The sequence below is a fragment of the Leisingera sp. ABM4_060 genome, from assembly GCF_056158765.1.
The window spans coordinates 1,128,263-1,143,609 of the sequence record NZ_JBSWTX010000001.1 but is presented as its reverse complement, the minus strand read 5'-3'; the positions used below and the strand labels follow the sequence as shown (position 1 = coordinate 1,143,609).

Below are 15,347 nucleotides of genomic sequence, written 5' to 3'. Positions count from 1 at the left end.
TGGGGGCAGCCGGAACCGGGCAAGGCGGTTATTCTGCGGGCAGCCGGGCCTCGGCCTTGGCCATTTGCAGCATCAGGAGAAACGCAAGGCAGGCCATGATCAAAAGCCCGCCAGCCAGCGGCACCAAAGAGCCGTCGAACAGCAGGCCAACAGGAGCGGCGATAGCAGCGGCCAGAACAGTCGAAATCGCACCGATCACCGAGGCCGCCATGCCGGCGATATGCCCCATCGGTTCCATTGCCATGGCATTCAGGTTGCCGACCGTGGTGCCGACCATGAAAAAAACGCTGGCCTGCCAGGCAACAAACAATCCGAACATCCAGGGGTCCGGCAGGCTCCAGCCGCTGATCAGCAGCATGCCGCCGGTGACCGCGATCTGCGCGGCCAGCGATACGGTGACGATGCGGCGCATGCCGATCCGGACCACGATGGCTGCGTTCAGCAGGCTGGCAGTGCCGGAAATCGCTGCAACCAGCCCGAACCAATACGGAAAGCTGTCTGCGCGATCAAAGATGATGTCATAGACCGGCTGCACCATCGTCAGCATGGTGAACAGCATGCCGAGGCAGAGCGTTTGCACGAAGATCGACAGGCGGACGGTGGGATGTGCCATCATTTCCTTGACGGCGGCCATCAGCAAAGGCGTGCGGAAGGCGCGGCGGTCTTCCACGGCCAGTGTTTCCGGCAGGCGGATGCTGGTCCACAGAACAATGACGGTGGCAAACAGTGCAAACGACAGGAAAATGGCGCGCCAGCTGGAAACCGCAATGATGCCGGCACCCATCAGAGGGGCAATGGCCGGAACGATCATGAAGATCATCATGGCAATCGACATCAGCCGCGCCATTTCGCGCCCCGAATAAAGGTCGCGGACAATGGCAACCCCCACAATCCGCGGACCGGCCGCACCGATCCCCATCAGCACGCGGGAGATCAGCAGTACCTCCAGCGACGGCGACAGCCAGGCGGTCAAGGCGCAGAGGATGTAAAGAATGCATCCTGCGGCAGCGACCGGCTTGCGGCCAAAAGCATCTGACAGCGGGCCGGTGAAGAAGGTGCCAAGCCCCATGCCCAGCACAAAGGACGTCAGCACCAGCTGCGCCCGGTTGATATTGTCCGGGCTCAGCGACTGGCCGATTTCCGGCAGGGCGGGCAGCATGGCGTCGATCGACAGGGCAATGGTGGCGAACATCATTGCGATCAGCGCAATGAATTCCGCCTTGGCCATACCATGGGCCGGCGTTTGGTCCTGGATTTGTGACATTTGAAACCTCGGGCGGCACTGCAGGCGGTCCCCCGGGAGCGGGGCCGGTCTGGGAGCCGTCTGCTTCCGCTATCACGAATCCGTCATCCGGGCCAGCGCCCGGCCGCACAGAGTCCTGTGCATTGTTGCGATGCTAAGTAATTGTGCGGGGTTATTCGGCCCCGGCGGCCTTCAGCTGCTGCAGAATGTCTTCGATCACCTGTTTCCACAGCTCCGGGGGCTGGGCGCCGGGCACTGCGTGCTGGCTGGCAACGATAAAGGTCGGCACCGAGGTCACGCCCATCTTGCGGGAGTGAGCGTCGCGGTCCCGGATAGCCTCGGCATCGCTGTCGCCTTCCAGGAGCCGGGCGGTGGCGTCGGCGTCCAGACCGGCATCCTTGGCGATCTCTGTCAGCACCCCATGGTCGCCGATGTCCTTAGCATCCACGAAGTAGGCCTTGAACAACGCATCCACGACCTGCGTCTGCCTGCCCTCGATCCCGGCCCAATGGATCAAGCGGTGCGCATCCAGCGTGTTGGGGGTGCGTTTCATTGCTTCGAAATTGATTGTGAGACCAGCCTTTTCGGCGTGTTCTACCACTGGTGCATAGGCTTTGACCGCGCCTTCCTTGCCGCCGAACTTGCGCTCCAGGTATTCGCGCCGGTCCATGCCTTCGCGCGGCATGTCGGGGTTCAATTGGAACGGATGCCATTCAATGACAAAGGGGTGGCCTGGCACCTCGGCAAGTGCCTTGTCCAGGTGGGTCTTGCCGATATAGCACCAGGGGCAGATCGGGTCCGACAGGATGTCGAGCTTGACGGTGGCCATTGGGGTCATCCTTTGAACAGGGCGGGCAGGGCGCGGCGCAGCAGTTTGCCATTGCCGCCGGTCGGCAGGGCGTCGAGATGGACATAGACGCGGGGCTGCTTGTAGCGGGCCAGACGCTGGGATGCAAAGGCCTGCAAGTCGGTGGCGTTCAACTCTTTGGGACCGGTGTAGAAGGCGGCGATGATAAAAGTGTCGGCCTTGATCTCCACCGCTGCTGCGCCGGCCTGAGTGACGCCGGGATGGGCTGCCAGAGCGGTTTCCACCTCGATCGGAGAGACCCGGTAGCCGCCGGCATTCATCATGTCATCGCTGCGGCCCAGATAGCGGATCTGGCCGTTCTCTGACATTGCCCCTTGATCGCCGGTCAGGAACCAGTCGCCATGATAGCGGGCGGCGGTCTCTGCTGGCGCGTTCAGGTAGCCAAGCATCAGCCCGGGGTCCGAGCGATGAATGGCGATGGTGCCTTCGCCGTCCTGGGGCACCGGGCCGTCCGGGCCGATTATGGCCACCTTGCGGCCTGGCTGCGGCTGGCCCAGAGCGCCGTCTTGCGCCGGGCGGAGCGGTGAAGAAGAAATGAAAGTTGAGCATTCCGACATGCCGAAGGCCTCGTAGAGACCGCAGCCGGAGGCAGCCTCCCAAGCCTCATGCAGGTGACGGGAGAGCTTTTCACCTGCGCAAAGCCCGTGCCGCAGGGATGGCAATTCCAGAGGCCCGCCGCCCAGGAACTTGCGGTAAACTCCGGGAGCAGCCGCAAAGATTGTCGCCCGGTGTTCGCGCAGCAAATCCGGCAGCTTGTCTGGCGATGTTCCGGGGGCAGGGATCAGCGCCGTGGCGCCCGCAGCCCATGGGTCCATCAGCCCGGTTCCCAGCGTATAGGTCCAGTTGAAAGCTCCCGCATGCAGCAGCCGGTCATCCTGTGTCAGACCGTACCAGCCATCGACCATCATCTGCCGCGCCCACACCGCCCGGTGCGCGTGCGCCACCGCGCGCGGATTTCCGCTTGTTCCCGAAGTGTAGACCACATAGGCGAGCCGTTCCGGGTCGCCAAAGGCGTACTCACAAGGGGGTAACGCGTGCATTTTCAACAAGTCGGCCGTGCTGATCTGCAGCGGGTGACTCGCACATGGCACGGCAGGGTCGCGCAGCACTGCGGCCGGGTTCAGATCTGCGATCATCCGGGCGGTTTCCGGCTCGGTCAGCTGGGCCGAGGTCGGCACCGGCACCAGACCCGCAGCGATGGCGCCGAGATAGGCAATGGGAAACTCGACCGTGTTCCCCAGCCGCATCAGAACGATGTCCCCGGGCGTGAGTCCAGCCTGCAGCAACCCGGTGCCGGTGCCGCGCACAGCGGCCTCGAGGCGGGCATAGCTCCAATCTTCACAAGTCTGGCCGTCGAGAACCGACAGCGCGGTCTTGCTGTCAAGGCGCGAGGCATGGCGCAGCACATGGGCGGCGAGATTGAAGGGCGCGGGGCAGGGCGCAAAGGGCCCCTGATCAAATATCGACAGCATGGCAATTGGCTAGCCCGCACCGTCCTGCGTTGCAAGCGGCGTGAGCGCGGCTTATAGAATGGCTATGACTGGCCGCGACCCCAAATCCCTGATCACCATCGCCCGCGCAAGCGGCGGCGAAGACGAAGCCGAACCCCTGGACCTGGGCGCCCGCGTGCGCGAGCTGCGCAAGGCGCGGGATTGGACATTGGAACATGCCGCCAATCAGGCGGGGCTGGCGCGTTCGACCCTGTCCAAAATCGAAAATGGCCAGATGTCACCGACTTACGACGCGTTGAAGAAGCTGGCCGTGGGCCTGCAGATCTCCGTGCCGCAGCTGTTCACCCCGCCGCAGCGGGACCAGGTGAACGGCCGGATGACGGTGACCAAGTCCGGTGACGGCGCCGCGCATGCCACTGCGACATACGAGCATGAGCTGCTGGCGGACGGGCTGTCGCGCAAGCAGATGCTGCCGTACCGGGCGCGGGTGCGGGCACGGTCAATGGAAGAATTTGACGGCTGGGTACGCCATGACGGCGAGGAATTCCTCTATGTGCTGACCGGAGTGGTCAAGCTTTACACGGAATTCTACGAGCCGATCGAAATGCGGCGTGGAGACAGCGCATATTACGACGCTGCCATGGGGCACAATGTCATTTCCGTCAGCCCTGAAGATGCAATGATCCTCTGGGTGACATCTCTGGCCTGACGCCCGGGATTAGTGCGGGCGGCCGTCCAGCTCTCTCAGCAGGCTTTCGATATAGAGGAAATCATCCACCTCTTCCTTGGCTTCATTCAAGGTAAGGTGGTGGGTGCGGGCCAGATAGGCGACGAACTTGTCCCGGTCATCCAATAGCGACGGTGCGTTGCTGGCTTTCAAATGCGGAAAGCGTTGTTTGATGCGAGGCATCCTGTCAATCCAGCTGGCAGCGGCTGCTTGTACAGGCATGGGGGGCACTCCCTGACAAACTGTTTATGGTTCTTGGCCCCCCATGGTAACACTTTTTGCGTCATTTTGTAACGGCACGGCCGGCCCGGCCCGTCAGCCCTGCCTGGCTGGGCGGGATTCTGCCGGGTTGGATGGTACCGCAAACAAACGGGTCAGAACCACATGGGCAATACCGACGGCAATCAGCTGCATCAGGATGAACATCGGAATGTGACCTGGATAGATGCCTGCAAAGGTGTCGGTGAAGCCGCGGGCGATGGTTACTGCCGGATTGGCGAAGCTGGTTGAGGACGTGTACCAATAGGCGCCGGTGATATAGAGGCCGACCAGAACGGGGACAGCTTCCGGGCGCGAACGAAGGCCCCCGAAAATCACGAACAGCAGCCCAAAGGTCGCCAGAATTTCTGAGAACCACTGCGCGCTTCCGGTGCGGTGCATCGTGGCAGAGCTTTGCAATATTGCAAGATCGAACATCATGTGGCTGGCCCAGACGCCTAGGACGCCACCGCCGATCTGCACCAGGATATAAGGGGCAGCCGCGCTCCAGGGATGCTCCCCGCGCAGCGCAAAGGCAATCGTGACCGCGGGGTTGAAATGGGCTCCGGAAACCGGCCCCAAGGTGGTGATGATGGCATAAAGCATACAGCCGGTGGCAATGGCATTGGCCAGCAGCGCCAGAGCGGCATTCCCGTCTGCCAGGTTTTCAGCCATGATGCCGGACCCGACCACGCCGACCAGCAGCATGGCTGTGCCAAGGCCTTCGGCCAGCAGTTTCTGTGCGGTCATACGATCTCTCCAATCCGCTTGAGCTGCTGGCTCAGCTCGACCGGGGGCATGGTTTCGAACGGCAGTTCCAGCAGCGCCTTGGCACGCTTCTCCAGCGTGATGTAGGCGGTGCGGAAGGCCTGATCCCATTCGGGCTGCTCAGCCGCTGCCGGATCTTCTACCCCCCAATGAGTGCGGACCGGAGCTCCGGGCCAGACGGGGCAGGTTTCGCCTGCGGCAGAGGCGCAGACGGTGATCACGACATCCATTTTGGGCGCAGCGTCCTCGGCAAACTCATCCCAGCTCTTGGAGCGGGCGCTGCTGGTGTCATGGGCCAGCTCTCCCAGCAGCACCAGCGATTGCGGGTGTACTTTGCCGGCCGGGCTGGAGCCGGCGGAATACGCGCGGACGCGGCCCGTGCCAAGGGTGTTGAAGATCGACTCAAGCAAGATGGAGCGTGCTGAGTTGCCCGTGCAGAGGACAAGAATGTTCATGGGTGTTGACCGTTCTTTAGGGTTAGCCGGAAAAGTGCAGGCGGCCGATATCGTCCACTTGATGCTGGAGCGACATGCGGTTGAGAGTTTCGAAAGGCAGCGCCACGAAAGCTTTGATCCGGTTCCGCAAGAGGCCATAGGCTTGCTGAAAGGCGAGACGGCGTTCGGCTTCGGTGCCTTCTGCCTTGACCGGGTCGGCAAGGCCCCAATGGGCGCTCATCGGCTGGCCGGGCCAGGCCGGGCATTCCTCGTTGGCGGCGTTGTCGCAGACGGTGAAGATGAAATCCATCTGCGGCGCATCTTCTGCGGAAAACTTGTCCAGATCCTTGGAGTGCAGCTTGGCGGTGTCGTAACCCTTGGCCTGCAGCAACGCCGTTACTTCGGGGCGCGGGCCAGGCGAAGGGCGGGTGCCGGCCGAATAGGCCTGGAACTTGCCTTCGCCCTCGATGTTCAGGATGGCTTCGGCCAGCAGCGATCTGGCCGAGTTTCCGGTGCAGATGAACAGGACGTTCAGCGGGCGTTCGATTGACGGCATGATTTTGCCTTCGCTTTTTACTGGCATGCAAATGTCCGGCCGGTTCTGGCAGCAGCCCGACAGAAGATTGTCGAACATGCCGCGCAGGCCGGGAAGGTCGGCGGTGTACATCAAAGAGGTGCCGATCCGCTGCTGGCTGATCAGCCCAGCCTGTTTCAGCACGGACAGGTAAGCGGAGGCGGTATTGGCTTTGAACTCCAGCGCTGTGGCGATCTCGCCCGCGGGCACGCCATCCGGATAACGGCGCATCAGCAGGCGGAACAGCGCCAACCGGTTCGGATGCGCCAGAGCGCCGAGTTTATCAGTGATTTCTATTTCCATGATTCATGAAATATGGAAGTAGATGGGGCGTGTCAACGGGCTTGGCAGCTAGGGAACTGGTGCTCAGGCCGTCAATCGGCCTGATACCACCAGACGTCCGGCATGAAGATGGTACCCCGGTCGCCATAAGCTGGAATGGCTTCCGGGAAGCGCATCTGTTTGATATGGGCGATGCGGCCCACATCAAACTGCCAGAAGGGGATCACATAGCGCCCGGCGGTCAGCACGCGGTCAAGTGCGCGCACGGCGGCGGTGAAATCTTCTTGGATTTCCGCGGTGAGCATAGCATCGATCATCGCCTTCACTGCCGGGCTGTCCATGCCCATCAGGTTTCGGCTGCCAGGCTGGGTGACACCTTCGCGGCCCCAATAGTACCGTTGTTCATTGCCTGGGCTCAACGACATTTCCCGGCGGTAGCGGGTCAGGTCGAAAGCGTATTCGTTCCTCCGCTCGACATATTGTGCGTTATCAACGATTTCGGCGGTCAAGGTGATGCCCAGCCGCTCCAGCGCGCGGGTGTAGATTTCCACCACGGTCTTCATTTCAGCGTCGCCCTGTCGGATCAGGACGTTGAGTTTCAGCGCCGTTCCTTCTGCATTGCGCAGCACGCCATCAGTGACGGTCCAGCCCGCCTCACCCAGCAGTTTCATTGCTTTGCGTAGATTGCTGCGGTTGCGCTTGCTGCCATCCCCTTGCGGCAGGGTATAGCCTTCCAGCGTCCCCGGCAGCAGCGTATCCCTGTATGGAGTTAATAGGGCTTGGACTTTGCCTTCGGCCGCACCGGGAAGCATTCCAAGAACGGTGCCTGAGAAATAGGAAGGGATCCGAGGCAACACTCCATTTGTTATTGTTTCATTGATATATTCAAAGTTGAAGGCAAACAGCAGCGCCTCACGAACGCGCCAGTCATCCAGTGGCGCGCGGCGGGTGTTCATCACCAGCCCGGTCATGCCGGACGGGCGCTGATGGGGGATTTCACTTTTAACCACATCGCCGCGGACAACGGCAGGAAAGCCATAGGCTGTGTCCCACTTGTTTGCGTTGAACTCGCGCACCGCGCTCAGCTCGCCCGCCTTGAAGGCCTCGAACAGCACGGTCTGGTCGCCGAAAAAGTCGATGCGCAGTTCGTCAAAATTCTGGGTGCCGCGGCGGAACGGCAGGTTTTTGCCCCAGTATTCGGGATTGCGGGACAGGGTAACAAAGCGTCCTGGCTCGAAATTTGTCACCACATAGGCACCGGTGCCGATGGGGGCGCCGGTAATGGTATCGCTGCCGAAATCCTTGCCCTCCCATTGCGCCTTCTTGAGGATTGGACGCAGGCCTGCGATCAGCGCCAGCTCCCGGTCTTCGGTGTTGAAGGTCAGGCGCAGGCTGCGCGGGCCGGTCTGTTCGATCCGTCCGACTTTGCCCCAGAAACCGCGGTAGCGGGGGTGGCCTTTGGTCCCGAGTGTCTCGTAAGACCAGATCACATCTTCGACGGTCACCGGGCTGCCATCGGAGAATCGGGCCTCCTCGCGCAGGGTGAATTCGACCCAGGACCGGTCCTCGGGCACTTCAACCAATTCGGCCAGCAGCCCGTAAAGCGTAAATGGCTCATCCCAGGAACGGCCCATCAGGCTTTCGTAACTCCAGAACCTCAGTTGCCAGGGAACGGTGCCTTTCAGCGTGAAAGGGTTCAGCGAGTCAAAGCCGCCGGTATTGCCGAAAACAACTTTGCCGCCCTTGGGGGCTTCCGGGTTGGCATAGGGCAGAGACACAAAATCCGGTGGCAGGGCGGGGTCGCCGTACATAGCTATGCCATGAGCTGATTCTGCTTGCGCAAAATTAGCGCCGGCGAGACAAGTGATTCCGGCCAGTGCCATGCGCAGTTTCGGGAAATTTTCTTTTCTCATTTTGCCAACAATCCCGCTCTGCCCTTATTTTCTTGACTAGGCACGCTACGCGCGCCTTTTCGTCTTTTCAAACTTTTAGCTTGGACGAAAGCCGGAAATTGCTTATAAAGGGATCACTGCTCGATAGGTTTCTTGCCTGTATGAAACCTGCCTCAATAACTAACGCCCGCCTTGTGCGGGCGTTTTTTTTGACCTGCATCTCTCCACTCCCGCCTGCAATTGCCGCCGCGTTAAGGCGCCGCTTATCCGTAGTCTTACGCGTTTCTTTTGCATCTGCAGCATGGCACAGTGCTGCCAGTTTCAGTCAGCGGAAGGGGAAAGAGATGTCCTTGCAAGGGAAGACCGCCGTTATCACCGGGTCAAACTCCGGCATAGGCCTGGGTGTTGCACGCGAGCTGGCGCGTGCAGGCGCCGATGTGGTGCTGAACTCGTTCACCGACCGTGAGGAGGATCACGCGCTTGCCGCCGGGATCGCCCGTGAATTCAGCGTCAAGGCCCAGTACATCCGCGCGGATATGTCCAAAGGCGAAGACTGCCGGGCACTGGTTGAGCAGGGCGGGGCCTGCGACATCCTGATCAACAATGCGGGCATCCAGCATGTGGCGCCGATTGATGAGTTTCCGCAGAACAAGTGGGACGCGATTATCGCGATCAACATGAACTCGAATTTCCACACTATGGCTGCCGCCTTGCCCAGGATGCGGGCGGCCGGCTGGGGGCGGATCGTCAATATCGCCTCGGCGCATGGGCTAACGGCCTCGCCCTACAAGGCGGCTTATGTGGCGGCCAAGCACGGGGTTGTGGGGATGACCAAGACAGTAGCGCTGGAAACCGCCGAAGAACCGATCACCTGCAATGCGATCTGCCCAGGCTATGTGCTGACGCCGCTGGTGGAAGCGCAGATCCCGGACACCATGGAGAAATACGGCATGGGCCGGGAAGAGGTGATCAAGAAGGTGATGCTGGAACGCCAGCCAAGCCGGGAATTTGCCACCGTTGAGCAATTGGGCGGCACGGCGGTGTTCCTGTGCTCGGATGCGGCAGCGCAGATCACGGGCACCACGCTGAGCGTCGATGGCGGCTGGACCGCGCTGTAAGCGATTGCGGTGACGGTGGGAGGGGGCCAGCCCCCTCTTGCCCTTAAAGGGGCAATTCACCCCCGGAGTATTTTCACAAAGGTGAAATTGGAAGGTGGCGTTTGGTGATACGGATTAACCTTGCCTTGCAGGGCGGCGGTGCGCATGGGGCCTTTACCTGGGGGGTGCTGGACCGGCTGCTGGAGGAAGACAGCCTCGAAGTGGCCGCAATCACCGGCACCTCGGCGGGCGCGCTGAACGGCGCGGTGTTCAAGTCCGGCATGGTGCAGGGCGGGCGGCAGGGCGCCAAGGCGGCACTGGATGGCCTTTGGCAGAAGATGGGCGCGGTGGGAGACATGCGCTTTGCCCATTGGCTGACGCGGTTTGATGCGGTGGCTTGGGCGGGCGCTTTGGAAGCCGTGATGCCGTTTTCCCCGCTGGAGACGATGAGCCAGGCGATTTCGCCCTATCACTATGGGCCGTTCTACAAGAACCCGCTGCAGGAGATTGTGGACCAGCTGTGCTTTGATGACATCTGCACGGGGGCCGGACCGGAGTTGTTTGTCTGCGCAACCTGTGTGCGGACAGGGAAAATCCGGGTGTTTGAAGGGTCGGACATCAGCACCAATGCGGTCCTCGCCTCGGCCTGCCTGCCGGACTTGTTTCAGGCGGTGGAGATTAAGGACCCCGAAACCGGCCGCGTCGAGGCCTATTGGGATGGAGGCTATACAGGTAACCCGGCGCTGTTTCCGCTGTTCCGGCAAAAGCTGCCGGGGGATGTGGTGGTGGTGAACATCAACCCTCTGGAGCGTGATGAAATCCCGAAGACGCCGCAGCAGATCCGCAACCGGGTGAATGAGATCAGCTTCAACTCCTCGCTGCTGCGCGAATTGCGGGCGATTTCCTTTGTTCAGCGGCTGCTGGAAGACGGCACATTGGAGCCTGGACGGATGAAGCAGGTCAGGGTGCATATGATCGCGGATGATGCGCTGATGACGCAGCTCTCGGTCTCCACCAAGCTGATCCCGGTGCCGCAGATCCTGGTCCGGCTCAAATCGGCGGGGCGGCAGGCTGCGGAGCGCTTTCTGGCGGAAGACCGGGAGAACCTTGGCCTGCGGTCTTCGGTGGACCTGCCGGCCATGTTCGGCTGAGGGGTTACTTGCCCATCACCGGCGGCTGGGTCGGGTCCTTGGGATTGGGGTAGACGAGACCTGCTGAAATCACCAGCTTGGCGGAGTCTTCCACAGACATTTCCAGCTCGATCACATCCTCCTCAGGCACGAACAGCAGGAAACCCGAGGTGGGGTTCGGCGTGGTCGGGAGAAAGACGCTCACCAGACCGCCGCTGGTTTCGGCGCGTTCGGCAATCTCGCCCTTGGCGGTGGTGGAGATAAAGCCGATCGCCCAGATGCCCTTGCGCGGGTATTGCACCAGGCAGGCTTTCTCGAAACTGCGCTCGGACTGGGCAAAGACGGTTTCAGAGATCTGCTTGATGCCGGAATAGACCGTGCGCACCACTGGCATCCGGTCCACCAGGCTTTCGGCGAAGCTGATCAGCGACCGGCCGAGGATCCCCTTGGCGATCCAGCCCACCACAATGGTGAACAACAGGAAGATGATCAGCCCGACGCCGCGCAGGTTGATGCCGATATACTGTTCCGGCCGGAAGGTGGTGGGCACCAGCGGCAGCACCACGCTGTCAATCCAGCCCATCACAGACCACAGAAGCCAAATTGTCAGCCCCACCGGCGCGATGACCACGATGCCGGTAAAGAAGGAGGCGCGCAGGCTGGCAAACAACCCGGGGCGGCGGTGCGGTTCTTCGTCGAAAGGCGTGGTCATTGGTCTGCTTTTTGCGGAAATTCCGTGTGGAACCTAGGGGCTGATGCCGGGCCTAGCAATGGTTTAGGCCCGGAAAATCAAGTCATTGTGTCAGTTTGTTCAGTTCCTGTGCGATCTTTGCCGCGAGCCGGGCATTGTTGCGCACCAAAGCGATGTTGGCGGTGAGCGAGCGGCCTTCGGTCAGTTCGAAGATCCGGCGGAGCAGGAACGGGGTCACATCCTTGCCGGTGACGCCTTGCGCGTCCGCCTCGGATTGGGCCTGGGCGATCACCGGGGCGAGGTCCTCAGCGGCGATTTGCGCCTCGGCCGGGATCGGGTTGGCGATCAGCTGGCCGCCGGGCAATCCCATCGCCTGGCGGGTGGCGTGGGCGCGGGCGATTTGGGCGGGATCGTCCATCCGCAGAGGGGCTTTCAGCCCGGATTGTGCCGACCAGAAGGCAGGGAAGCTGTCCTGGCCATAGGCGATGACCGGTACGCCCTGGGTCTCCAGCACTTCCAGCGTTTTGGGCAGGTCGAGGATCGCCTTGGCTCCGGCCGCAACAACGGTGACCGGAGTCTGCGCCAGCTCCATCAGGTCGGCAGAAATGTCGAAAGAGGTCTCTGCCCCCTTATGCACACCGCCAATGCCGCCGGTTGCAAAGACACCAATACCGGCCAGACGCGCCGCAATCATTGTTGCGGCAACCGTGGTGGCACCGGTGCCGCCAGTGGCGATGCAAGCAGGCATGTCGGCGCGGGAGATCTTGGCAACACCCTTGGCCTGGCCAAGCGATTGCAGCTGATCAGGTTCCAATCCCACGTGCAGCACGCCGTTCATGACCGCCATGGTGGCTGGCACCGCGCCTGCGTCGCGGATGTCCTGCTCAACCTGCGCTGCGACCTCGACGTTCTGCGGGTAGGGCATGCCGTGGGTGATAATGGTGCTTTCCAGCGCAACAATGGCGCGGCCTCCGGCCTTGGCGGCCTGGATTTCGGTTGAGTACTGGATCTCGATCACAGCGGGGGTTCTCCTGAAACGTAAGTGGCGGCGGCCTTGAGCGCAGAGGCCAAAGCGGTCCGGCGGTCCTCACCGCGTGCTTCGGCGGCGATGTGAGCGGCCATGAAGGTATCCCCGGCACCGGTTACACGGGCGACCGTGACACGTGGAGGGACAAGGGTGATAGCGCCGTCTGCATCGGCCTCGGTGGCGGAACGGCCGCCGTCGGTAACCAGCACGCGGGCGGCGCCGCGGTCCAGCATCGCCTTGGCGGCGGTTTCGCTCTCGGTGAATTCGGATTGGCATAGAATGCCGGCCTCTTCGAGGTTCACATACAGCGTGCCGCGGTTGCGGGTAAGGAAGGGGCGCAGGCGTTCTGCCTTGCCGGGGGATGCGGGGGCAACGCGCAGATCGGCCTTGGCAAAGGCTGTACTGGCGGCGATGTCGTCGAGCAGGGACAGCGTTAAATTACCGTCCAGGGCCACTTGGCCCACATAGGGCGCGGCCTCAGTGCCCAGCGTGCCATCTGACAGCGGGCGCAGGATCTTGTCGCCTGCGGCCTCAAGCGAATGGGCATCGGCAATAGCGGCGATCAAGCCGTTGGCGCCTTCGACAGCCATGTAACGGTCGGTTGGCAGATCCTCGGAGCGGTAGACGTAATCGGTGATCAGCCCGAAATGGCCGCAGGCATTGATCAGCTCATCGCCTTCCGGGTCGCGCCCGACTGCGGTCAGCAGCGCCGGTTTCATGCCGAAACGGGACAGCGTCATGGCGATGTTCATGGCGACGCCGCCGGGCAGGCGGGTGATGCGGCCGGGCATGTCGGAGCCGCGCTGCATTTCCATGGTGCAGCGGCCGATGATGTCCCAAAGGACGGATCCGATGCAAAGAACACCGGGGCACTGAGGGTCAGAAGCTTGTGTCATAATGACCTATTGCCGCCTTTGTGCGGGCTCTGCAAGCGGCTTCACCGGGCCGGGACGGCAAAGGTCAGCGACGCCCAAAGGCTTTCCCATACGTAATCTTTGCCCTTGGGGGCGGGGCGCAACACCACGGAATCCAGCAGGTAGGAATGCCCTGGGGCCACGGTAATACGGGTCTCGCCGTGCTGATCCGTAAGTAAGGTGCTGATGGACACGGTCCCGTCCGGCGCCTTGGTGAAGATCTCGACCTGCGCCGCGGGCCGCGGGTTGCCTTGATACAGGACCCGCACCGGCAGCCCGTGGGTCAAGTCATCGGTATAGGGATTGGCCAGGGCAAGGATTTCCGTTTCCAGGCCGGCTTCCTGATCGCTGCCTTGGCCCTTGCCAACCGCCACAAGCGCCTTGGCATAACGGCTGTATTGTTCGATGAACCCGGCCTCTGGGTGACCAAGCGCTTGATGCAGCTTTCCAACACCGTCAATTCCCTTGTGGTCTATGAAGGCCTGAAACTCTTCCCAGCTGTCATAGGTCAAGGTCTGCGGCTGGGTCTGATGAATCAGAATGCTCAACCCGTCTTGTGTCGCATTCCCGGTGAAGGCCGGCATGTCTCCCATCCGGCCCAGATAGGGGAACGCCGCGTTCCCCTGCATCACCTCGAACCGGGCTATGCGATGATCCAGGTAGGGTTGCTCTGCGCCGTTGAATTCCTGTCCGTTGCGCAGCCGTGCCACCACGGGCTTGCCGGATTCGACTTGATATTTTTCCGGCTCAATCCAAAACTCGTGAGATAACAGCAGGGAGGGCCCCAGGGTCAGCCCGGCGCAGAGCATTGAGCAGAACAGGCAGGATTTCATGAATTTGTCCTTGGTTGCCGGGCGGTGGATGACTTGGCTGCAGATCCTATTTGCACTGGTGTTCTGTACCGTTGCAATAGCTGCCCCCAGCGCCCGGGCGCATGAGGTGACGCCTGCCATTGCCGACTTCTCGGTCAAGGAGGGTCAGATCACCCTGGAGCTGCGGCTGAATGCCGAGGCATTTGTCGCCGGGATCAACCTGGACGGGCTGTCGGACACCAACCAGACCGAGCAATCTGCCGACTATGACGAATTGCGCGCGCTGGGGGCAGAGGAGCTGGAACCGATGGTGCAGCTTTTTGCTGAGGAGTGGCTGCCTGGCTTTTCGCTGGAGGCGGGCGGCCCGGTGGAACTGAGCGTTTCCAGGATCACCATTCCCGATGCAGGGGATACAAGCCTGCCGCGCGCGTCCTATCTGGAACTGACGGGGAAAATCCCTGCACAAGCGCGAAGCCTGCGCATTGCATGGCCTATTGGATCCGGTGGTGTGGTCCTGCGGCAGAATGACGTAGAGGCGCCCTATACCGGCTATCTGCAGGGAGGGGAGACTTCGCCGCCGATAGCCCTCGGCGGCGGTTCAGCTCAGACACCGGTGGAGGCCTTCATGGAGTATATCCCCGTGGGCTTCACCCATATCCTGCCCAAGGGGCTGGACCATATCCTGTTTGTGCTGGGGCTGTTCTTTCTCAGCCCGCGGGTGCGGCCGCTGCTGCTGCAGGTGAGCGTGTTCACCGTGGCCCATACCCTCACCCTGGCGCTGGGCGCGCTGGGCATGGTCAATGTGAACCCAGGCATCGTCGAGCCGCTGATTGCGCTGTCGATTGTCTTTGTCGCGGTCGAGAACATCTTTGCCCGCAAGCTGCACAGCTGGCGGACCATTGTGATCTTCGGCTTTGGCCTTTTGCACGGGCTGGGGTTTGCCTCGGTGCTGGGCGCGTTCGGCCTGCCGCCCAGCCAGTTCCTGCCCGCGCTGATCGGGTTCAACGTCGGAGTGGAACTGGGCCAGCTGGCGGTTATTGCCGTGGCCTATTTGGGGGTGCGGCTGTGGTTCGGGCGGCATCCGAAATACCGCGGCCGCGTGGCGATCCCGGCTTCGGTTACTATCGCAATGATTGGTGGCTACTGGTTTGCGGAGCGGGTGTTCCTGTAACAGCCCGC

Annotated in this window: 16 protein-coding genes; 4 read left to right on the top strand and 12 right to left on the bottom strand. The window is 61.8% G+C overall.

The features are described from left to right. Nucleotides 1–28: 28 nt before the first annotated feature. The 3 genes from ACXAEH_RS05625 to ACXAEH_RS05615 all read right to left on the bottom strand — a co-directional run bounded on the left by ACXAEH_RS05625 (nt 29) and on the right by ACXAEH_RS05615 (nt 3,583). Entirely contained in the window at nt 29–1,228 is a 1,200-nt protein-coding gene (locus ACXAEH_RS05625; RefSeq protein ID WP_475031481.1) for a multidrug effflux MFS transporter, read from the bottom strand. Between the two features lie 187 nt (nt 1,229–1,415). Further along, nucleotides 1,416–2,072 carry a DsbA family oxidoreductase gene (locus ACXAEH_RS05620; RefSeq protein ID WP_475031480.1) on the bottom strand — a complete coding sequence of 219 codons (657 nt, stop codon included), beginning with the start codon at nt 2,070–2,072 and terminating at the stop codon, nt 1,416–1,418. A 5-nt stretch (nt 2,073–2,077) separates the two neighbouring features. Continuing rightward, nucleotides 2,078–3,583 carry a class I adenylate-forming enzyme family protein gene (locus ACXAEH_RS05615; protein ID WP_475031479.1) on the bottom strand — a complete coding sequence of 502 codons (1,506 nt, stop codon included), beginning with the start codon at nt 3,581–3,583 and terminating at the stop codon, nt 2,078–2,080. A 64-nt stretch (nt 3,584–3,647) separates the two neighbouring features. On the opposite strand from ACXAEH_RS05615, the gene ACXAEH_RS05610 reads away from it, so the two are divergent. Next, the gene (locus tag ACXAEH_RS05610; protein WP_475031478.1) at nt 3,648–4,271 is read left to right on the top strand and encodes a helix-turn-helix domain-containing protein; all 624 of its coding nucleotides are present in this window, start codon (nt 3,648–3,650) and stop codon (nt 4,269–4,271) included. Between the two features lie 9 nt (nt 4,272–4,280). Here the strand turns inward: ACXAEH_RS05610 and ACXAEH_RS05605 are convergent, their stop codons facing one another. The 5 genes from ACXAEH_RS05605 to ACXAEH_RS05585 all read right to left on the bottom strand — a co-directional run bounded on the left by ACXAEH_RS05605 (nt 4,281) and on the right by ACXAEH_RS05585 (nt 8,518). Continuing rightward, nucleotides 4,281–4,511, bottom strand: a complete 231-nt coding sequence (locus ACXAEH_RS05605; protein WP_039161423.1) for a hypothetical protein — start codon at nt 4,509–4,511, stop codon at nt 4,281–4,283. A 93-nt stretch (nt 4,512–4,604) separates the two neighbouring features. Next, on the bottom strand, nt 4,605–5,297 hold the full coding sequence (locus ACXAEH_RS05600; RefSeq protein ID WP_475031477.1) for an aquaporin: 693 nt from the start codon (nt 5,295–5,297) through the stop codon (nt 4,605–4,607). Then, nucleotides 5,294–5,770 (bottom strand): arsenate reductase ArsC, encoded by a 477-nt coding sequence (locus tag ACXAEH_RS05595; protein ID WP_475031476.1) that lies wholly within the window; start codon nt 5,768–5,770, stop codon nt 5,294–5,296. The genes ACXAEH_RS05600 and ACXAEH_RS05595 overlap by 4 nt, the downstream gene beginning before the upstream one ends. Before the next feature lie 22 nt (nt 5,771–5,792). Further along, complete coding sequence (locus ACXAEH_RS05590) at nt 5,793–6,626, bottom strand: arsenate reductase/protein-tyrosine-phosphatase family protein (RefSeq protein WP_475031475.1); 834 nt, start codon at nt 6,624–6,626, stop codon at nt 5,793–5,795. A gap of 71 nt (nt 6,627–6,697) precedes the next feature. Further along, entirely contained in the window at nt 6,698–8,518 is a 1,821-nt protein-coding gene (locus ACXAEH_RS05585) for an extracellular solute-binding protein (protein ID WP_475031474.1), read from the bottom strand. A gap of 323 nt (nt 8,519–8,841) precedes the next feature. Here ACXAEH_RS05585 and ACXAEH_RS05580 point away from each other — a divergent pair, with 323 nt between their 5' ends. Next, on the top strand, nt 8,842–9,615 hold the full coding sequence (locus tag ACXAEH_RS05580; RefSeq protein WP_475031473.1) for a 3-hydroxybutyrate dehydrogenase: 774 nt from the start codon (nt 8,842–8,844) through the stop codon (nt 9,613–9,615). Between the two features lie 101 nt (nt 9,616–9,716). Then, a complete protein-coding gene (locus tag ACXAEH_RS05575; RefSeq protein ID WP_475031472.1) occupies nt 9,717–10,745 on the top strand; it encodes a patatin-like phospholipase family protein in 1,029 nt (342 codons plus the stop codon). 4 nt (nt 10,746–10,749) lie between these two features. Here ACXAEH_RS05575 and ACXAEH_RS05570 read toward each other — a convergent pair whose 3' ends face one another. From ACXAEH_RS05570 to ACXAEH_RS05555, 4 genes are all read right to left on the bottom strand, one after another. Next, nucleotides 10,750–11,436: a DUF502 domain-containing protein gene (locus ACXAEH_RS05570; RefSeq protein WP_039161434.1), complete on the bottom strand. Its 687-nt coding sequence runs from the start codon at nt 11,434–11,436 to the stop codon at nt 10,750–10,752. 82 nt (nt 11,437–11,518) lie between these two features. Next, nucleotides 11,519–12,433 (bottom strand): pseudouridine-5'-phosphate glycosidase, encoded by a 915-nt coding sequence (locus tag ACXAEH_RS05565; RefSeq protein ID WP_475031471.1) that lies wholly within the window; start codon nt 12,431–12,433, stop codon nt 11,519–11,521. Next, nucleotides 12,430–13,338 (bottom strand): PfkB family carbohydrate kinase, encoded by a 909-nt coding sequence (locus tag ACXAEH_RS05560; protein ID WP_475031470.1) that lies wholly within the window; start codon nt 13,336–13,338, stop codon nt 12,430–12,432. Before ACXAEH_RS05560 ends, ACXAEH_RS05565 begins: the two co-directional genes overlap by 4 nt. Before the next feature lie 41 nt (nt 13,339–13,379). Continuing rightward, complete coding sequence (locus ACXAEH_RS05555; RefSeq protein ID WP_475031469.1) at nt 13,380–14,189, bottom strand: DUF4198 domain-containing protein; 810 nt, start codon at nt 14,187–14,189, stop codon at nt 13,380–13,382. Here ACXAEH_RS05555 and ACXAEH_RS05550 point away from each other — a divergent pair. Further along, nucleotides 14,188–15,339 (top strand): HupE/UreJ family protein, encoded by a 1,152-nt coding sequence (locus ACXAEH_RS05550; RefSeq protein ID WP_475031468.1) that lies wholly within the window; start codon nt 14,188–14,190, stop codon nt 15,337–15,339. The two genes, ACXAEH_RS05555 and ACXAEH_RS05550, sit on opposite strands and share 2 nt — an antisense overlap. Nucleotides 15,340–15,347 lie beyond the last annotated feature (8 nt).

What these genes read in the sequence shown, in the direction of transcription:
- ACXAEH_RS05615 (WP_475031479.1), bottom strand. Translation starts at nt 3,583, where the DNA reads ATGCTGTCGATATTTGATCAGGGGCCCTTTGCGCCCTGCCCCGCGCCC.
- ACXAEH_RS05610 (WP_475031478.1), top strand. Translation starts at nt 3,648, where the DNA reads ATGACTGGCCGCGACCCCAAATCCCTGATCACCATCGCCCGCGCAAGC.
- ACXAEH_RS05620 (WP_475031480.1), bottom strand. Translation starts at nt 2,072, where the DNA reads ATGGCCACCGTCAAGCTCGACATCCTGTCGGACCCGATCTGCCCCTGG.
- ACXAEH_RS05585 (WP_475031474.1), bottom strand. Translation starts at nt 8,518, where the DNA reads ATGAGAAAAGAAAATTTCCCGAAACTGCGCATGGCACTGGCCGGAATC.
- ACXAEH_RS05570 (WP_039161434.1), bottom strand. Translation starts at nt 11,436, where the DNA reads ATGACCACGCCTTTCGACGAAGAACCGCACCGCCGCCCCGGGTTGTTT.
- ACXAEH_RS05560 (WP_475031470.1), bottom strand. Translation starts at nt 13,338, where the DNA reads ATGACACAAGCTTCTGACCCTCAGTGCCCCGGTGTTCTTTGCATCGGA.
- ACXAEH_RS05625 (WP_475031481.1), bottom strand. Translation starts at nt 1,228, where the DNA reads ATGGCCAAGGCGGAATTCATTGCGCTGATCGCAATGATGTTCGCCACC.
- ACXAEH_RS05605 (WP_039161423.1), bottom strand. Translation starts at nt 4,511, where the DNA reads ATGCCTGTACAAGCAGCCGCTGCCAGCTGGATTGACAGGATGCCTCGC.
- ACXAEH_RS05595 (WP_475031476.1), bottom strand. Translation starts at nt 5,770, where the DNA reads ATGAACATTCTTGTCCTCTGCACGGGCAACTCAGCACGCTCCATCTTG.
- ACXAEH_RS05550 (WP_475031468.1), top strand. Translation starts at nt 14,188, where the DNA reads ATGAATTTGTCCTTGGTTGCCGGGCGGTGGATGACTTGGCTGCAGATC.
- ACXAEH_RS05600 (WP_475031477.1), bottom strand. Translation starts at nt 5,297, where the DNA reads ATGACCGCACAGAAACTGCTGGCCGAAGGCCTTGGCACAGCCATGCTG.
- ACXAEH_RS05555 (WP_475031469.1), bottom strand. Translation starts at nt 14,189, where the DNA reads ATGAAATCCTGCCTGTTCTGCTCAATGCTCTGCGCCGGGCTGACCCTG.
- ACXAEH_RS05590 (WP_475031475.1), bottom strand. Translation starts at nt 6,626, where the DNA reads ATGGAAATAGAAATCACTGATAAACTCGGCGCTCTGGCGCATCCGAAC.
- ACXAEH_RS05580 (WP_475031473.1), top strand. Translation starts at nt 8,842, where the DNA reads ATGTCCTTGCAAGGGAAGACCGCCGTTATCACCGGGTCAAACTCCGGC.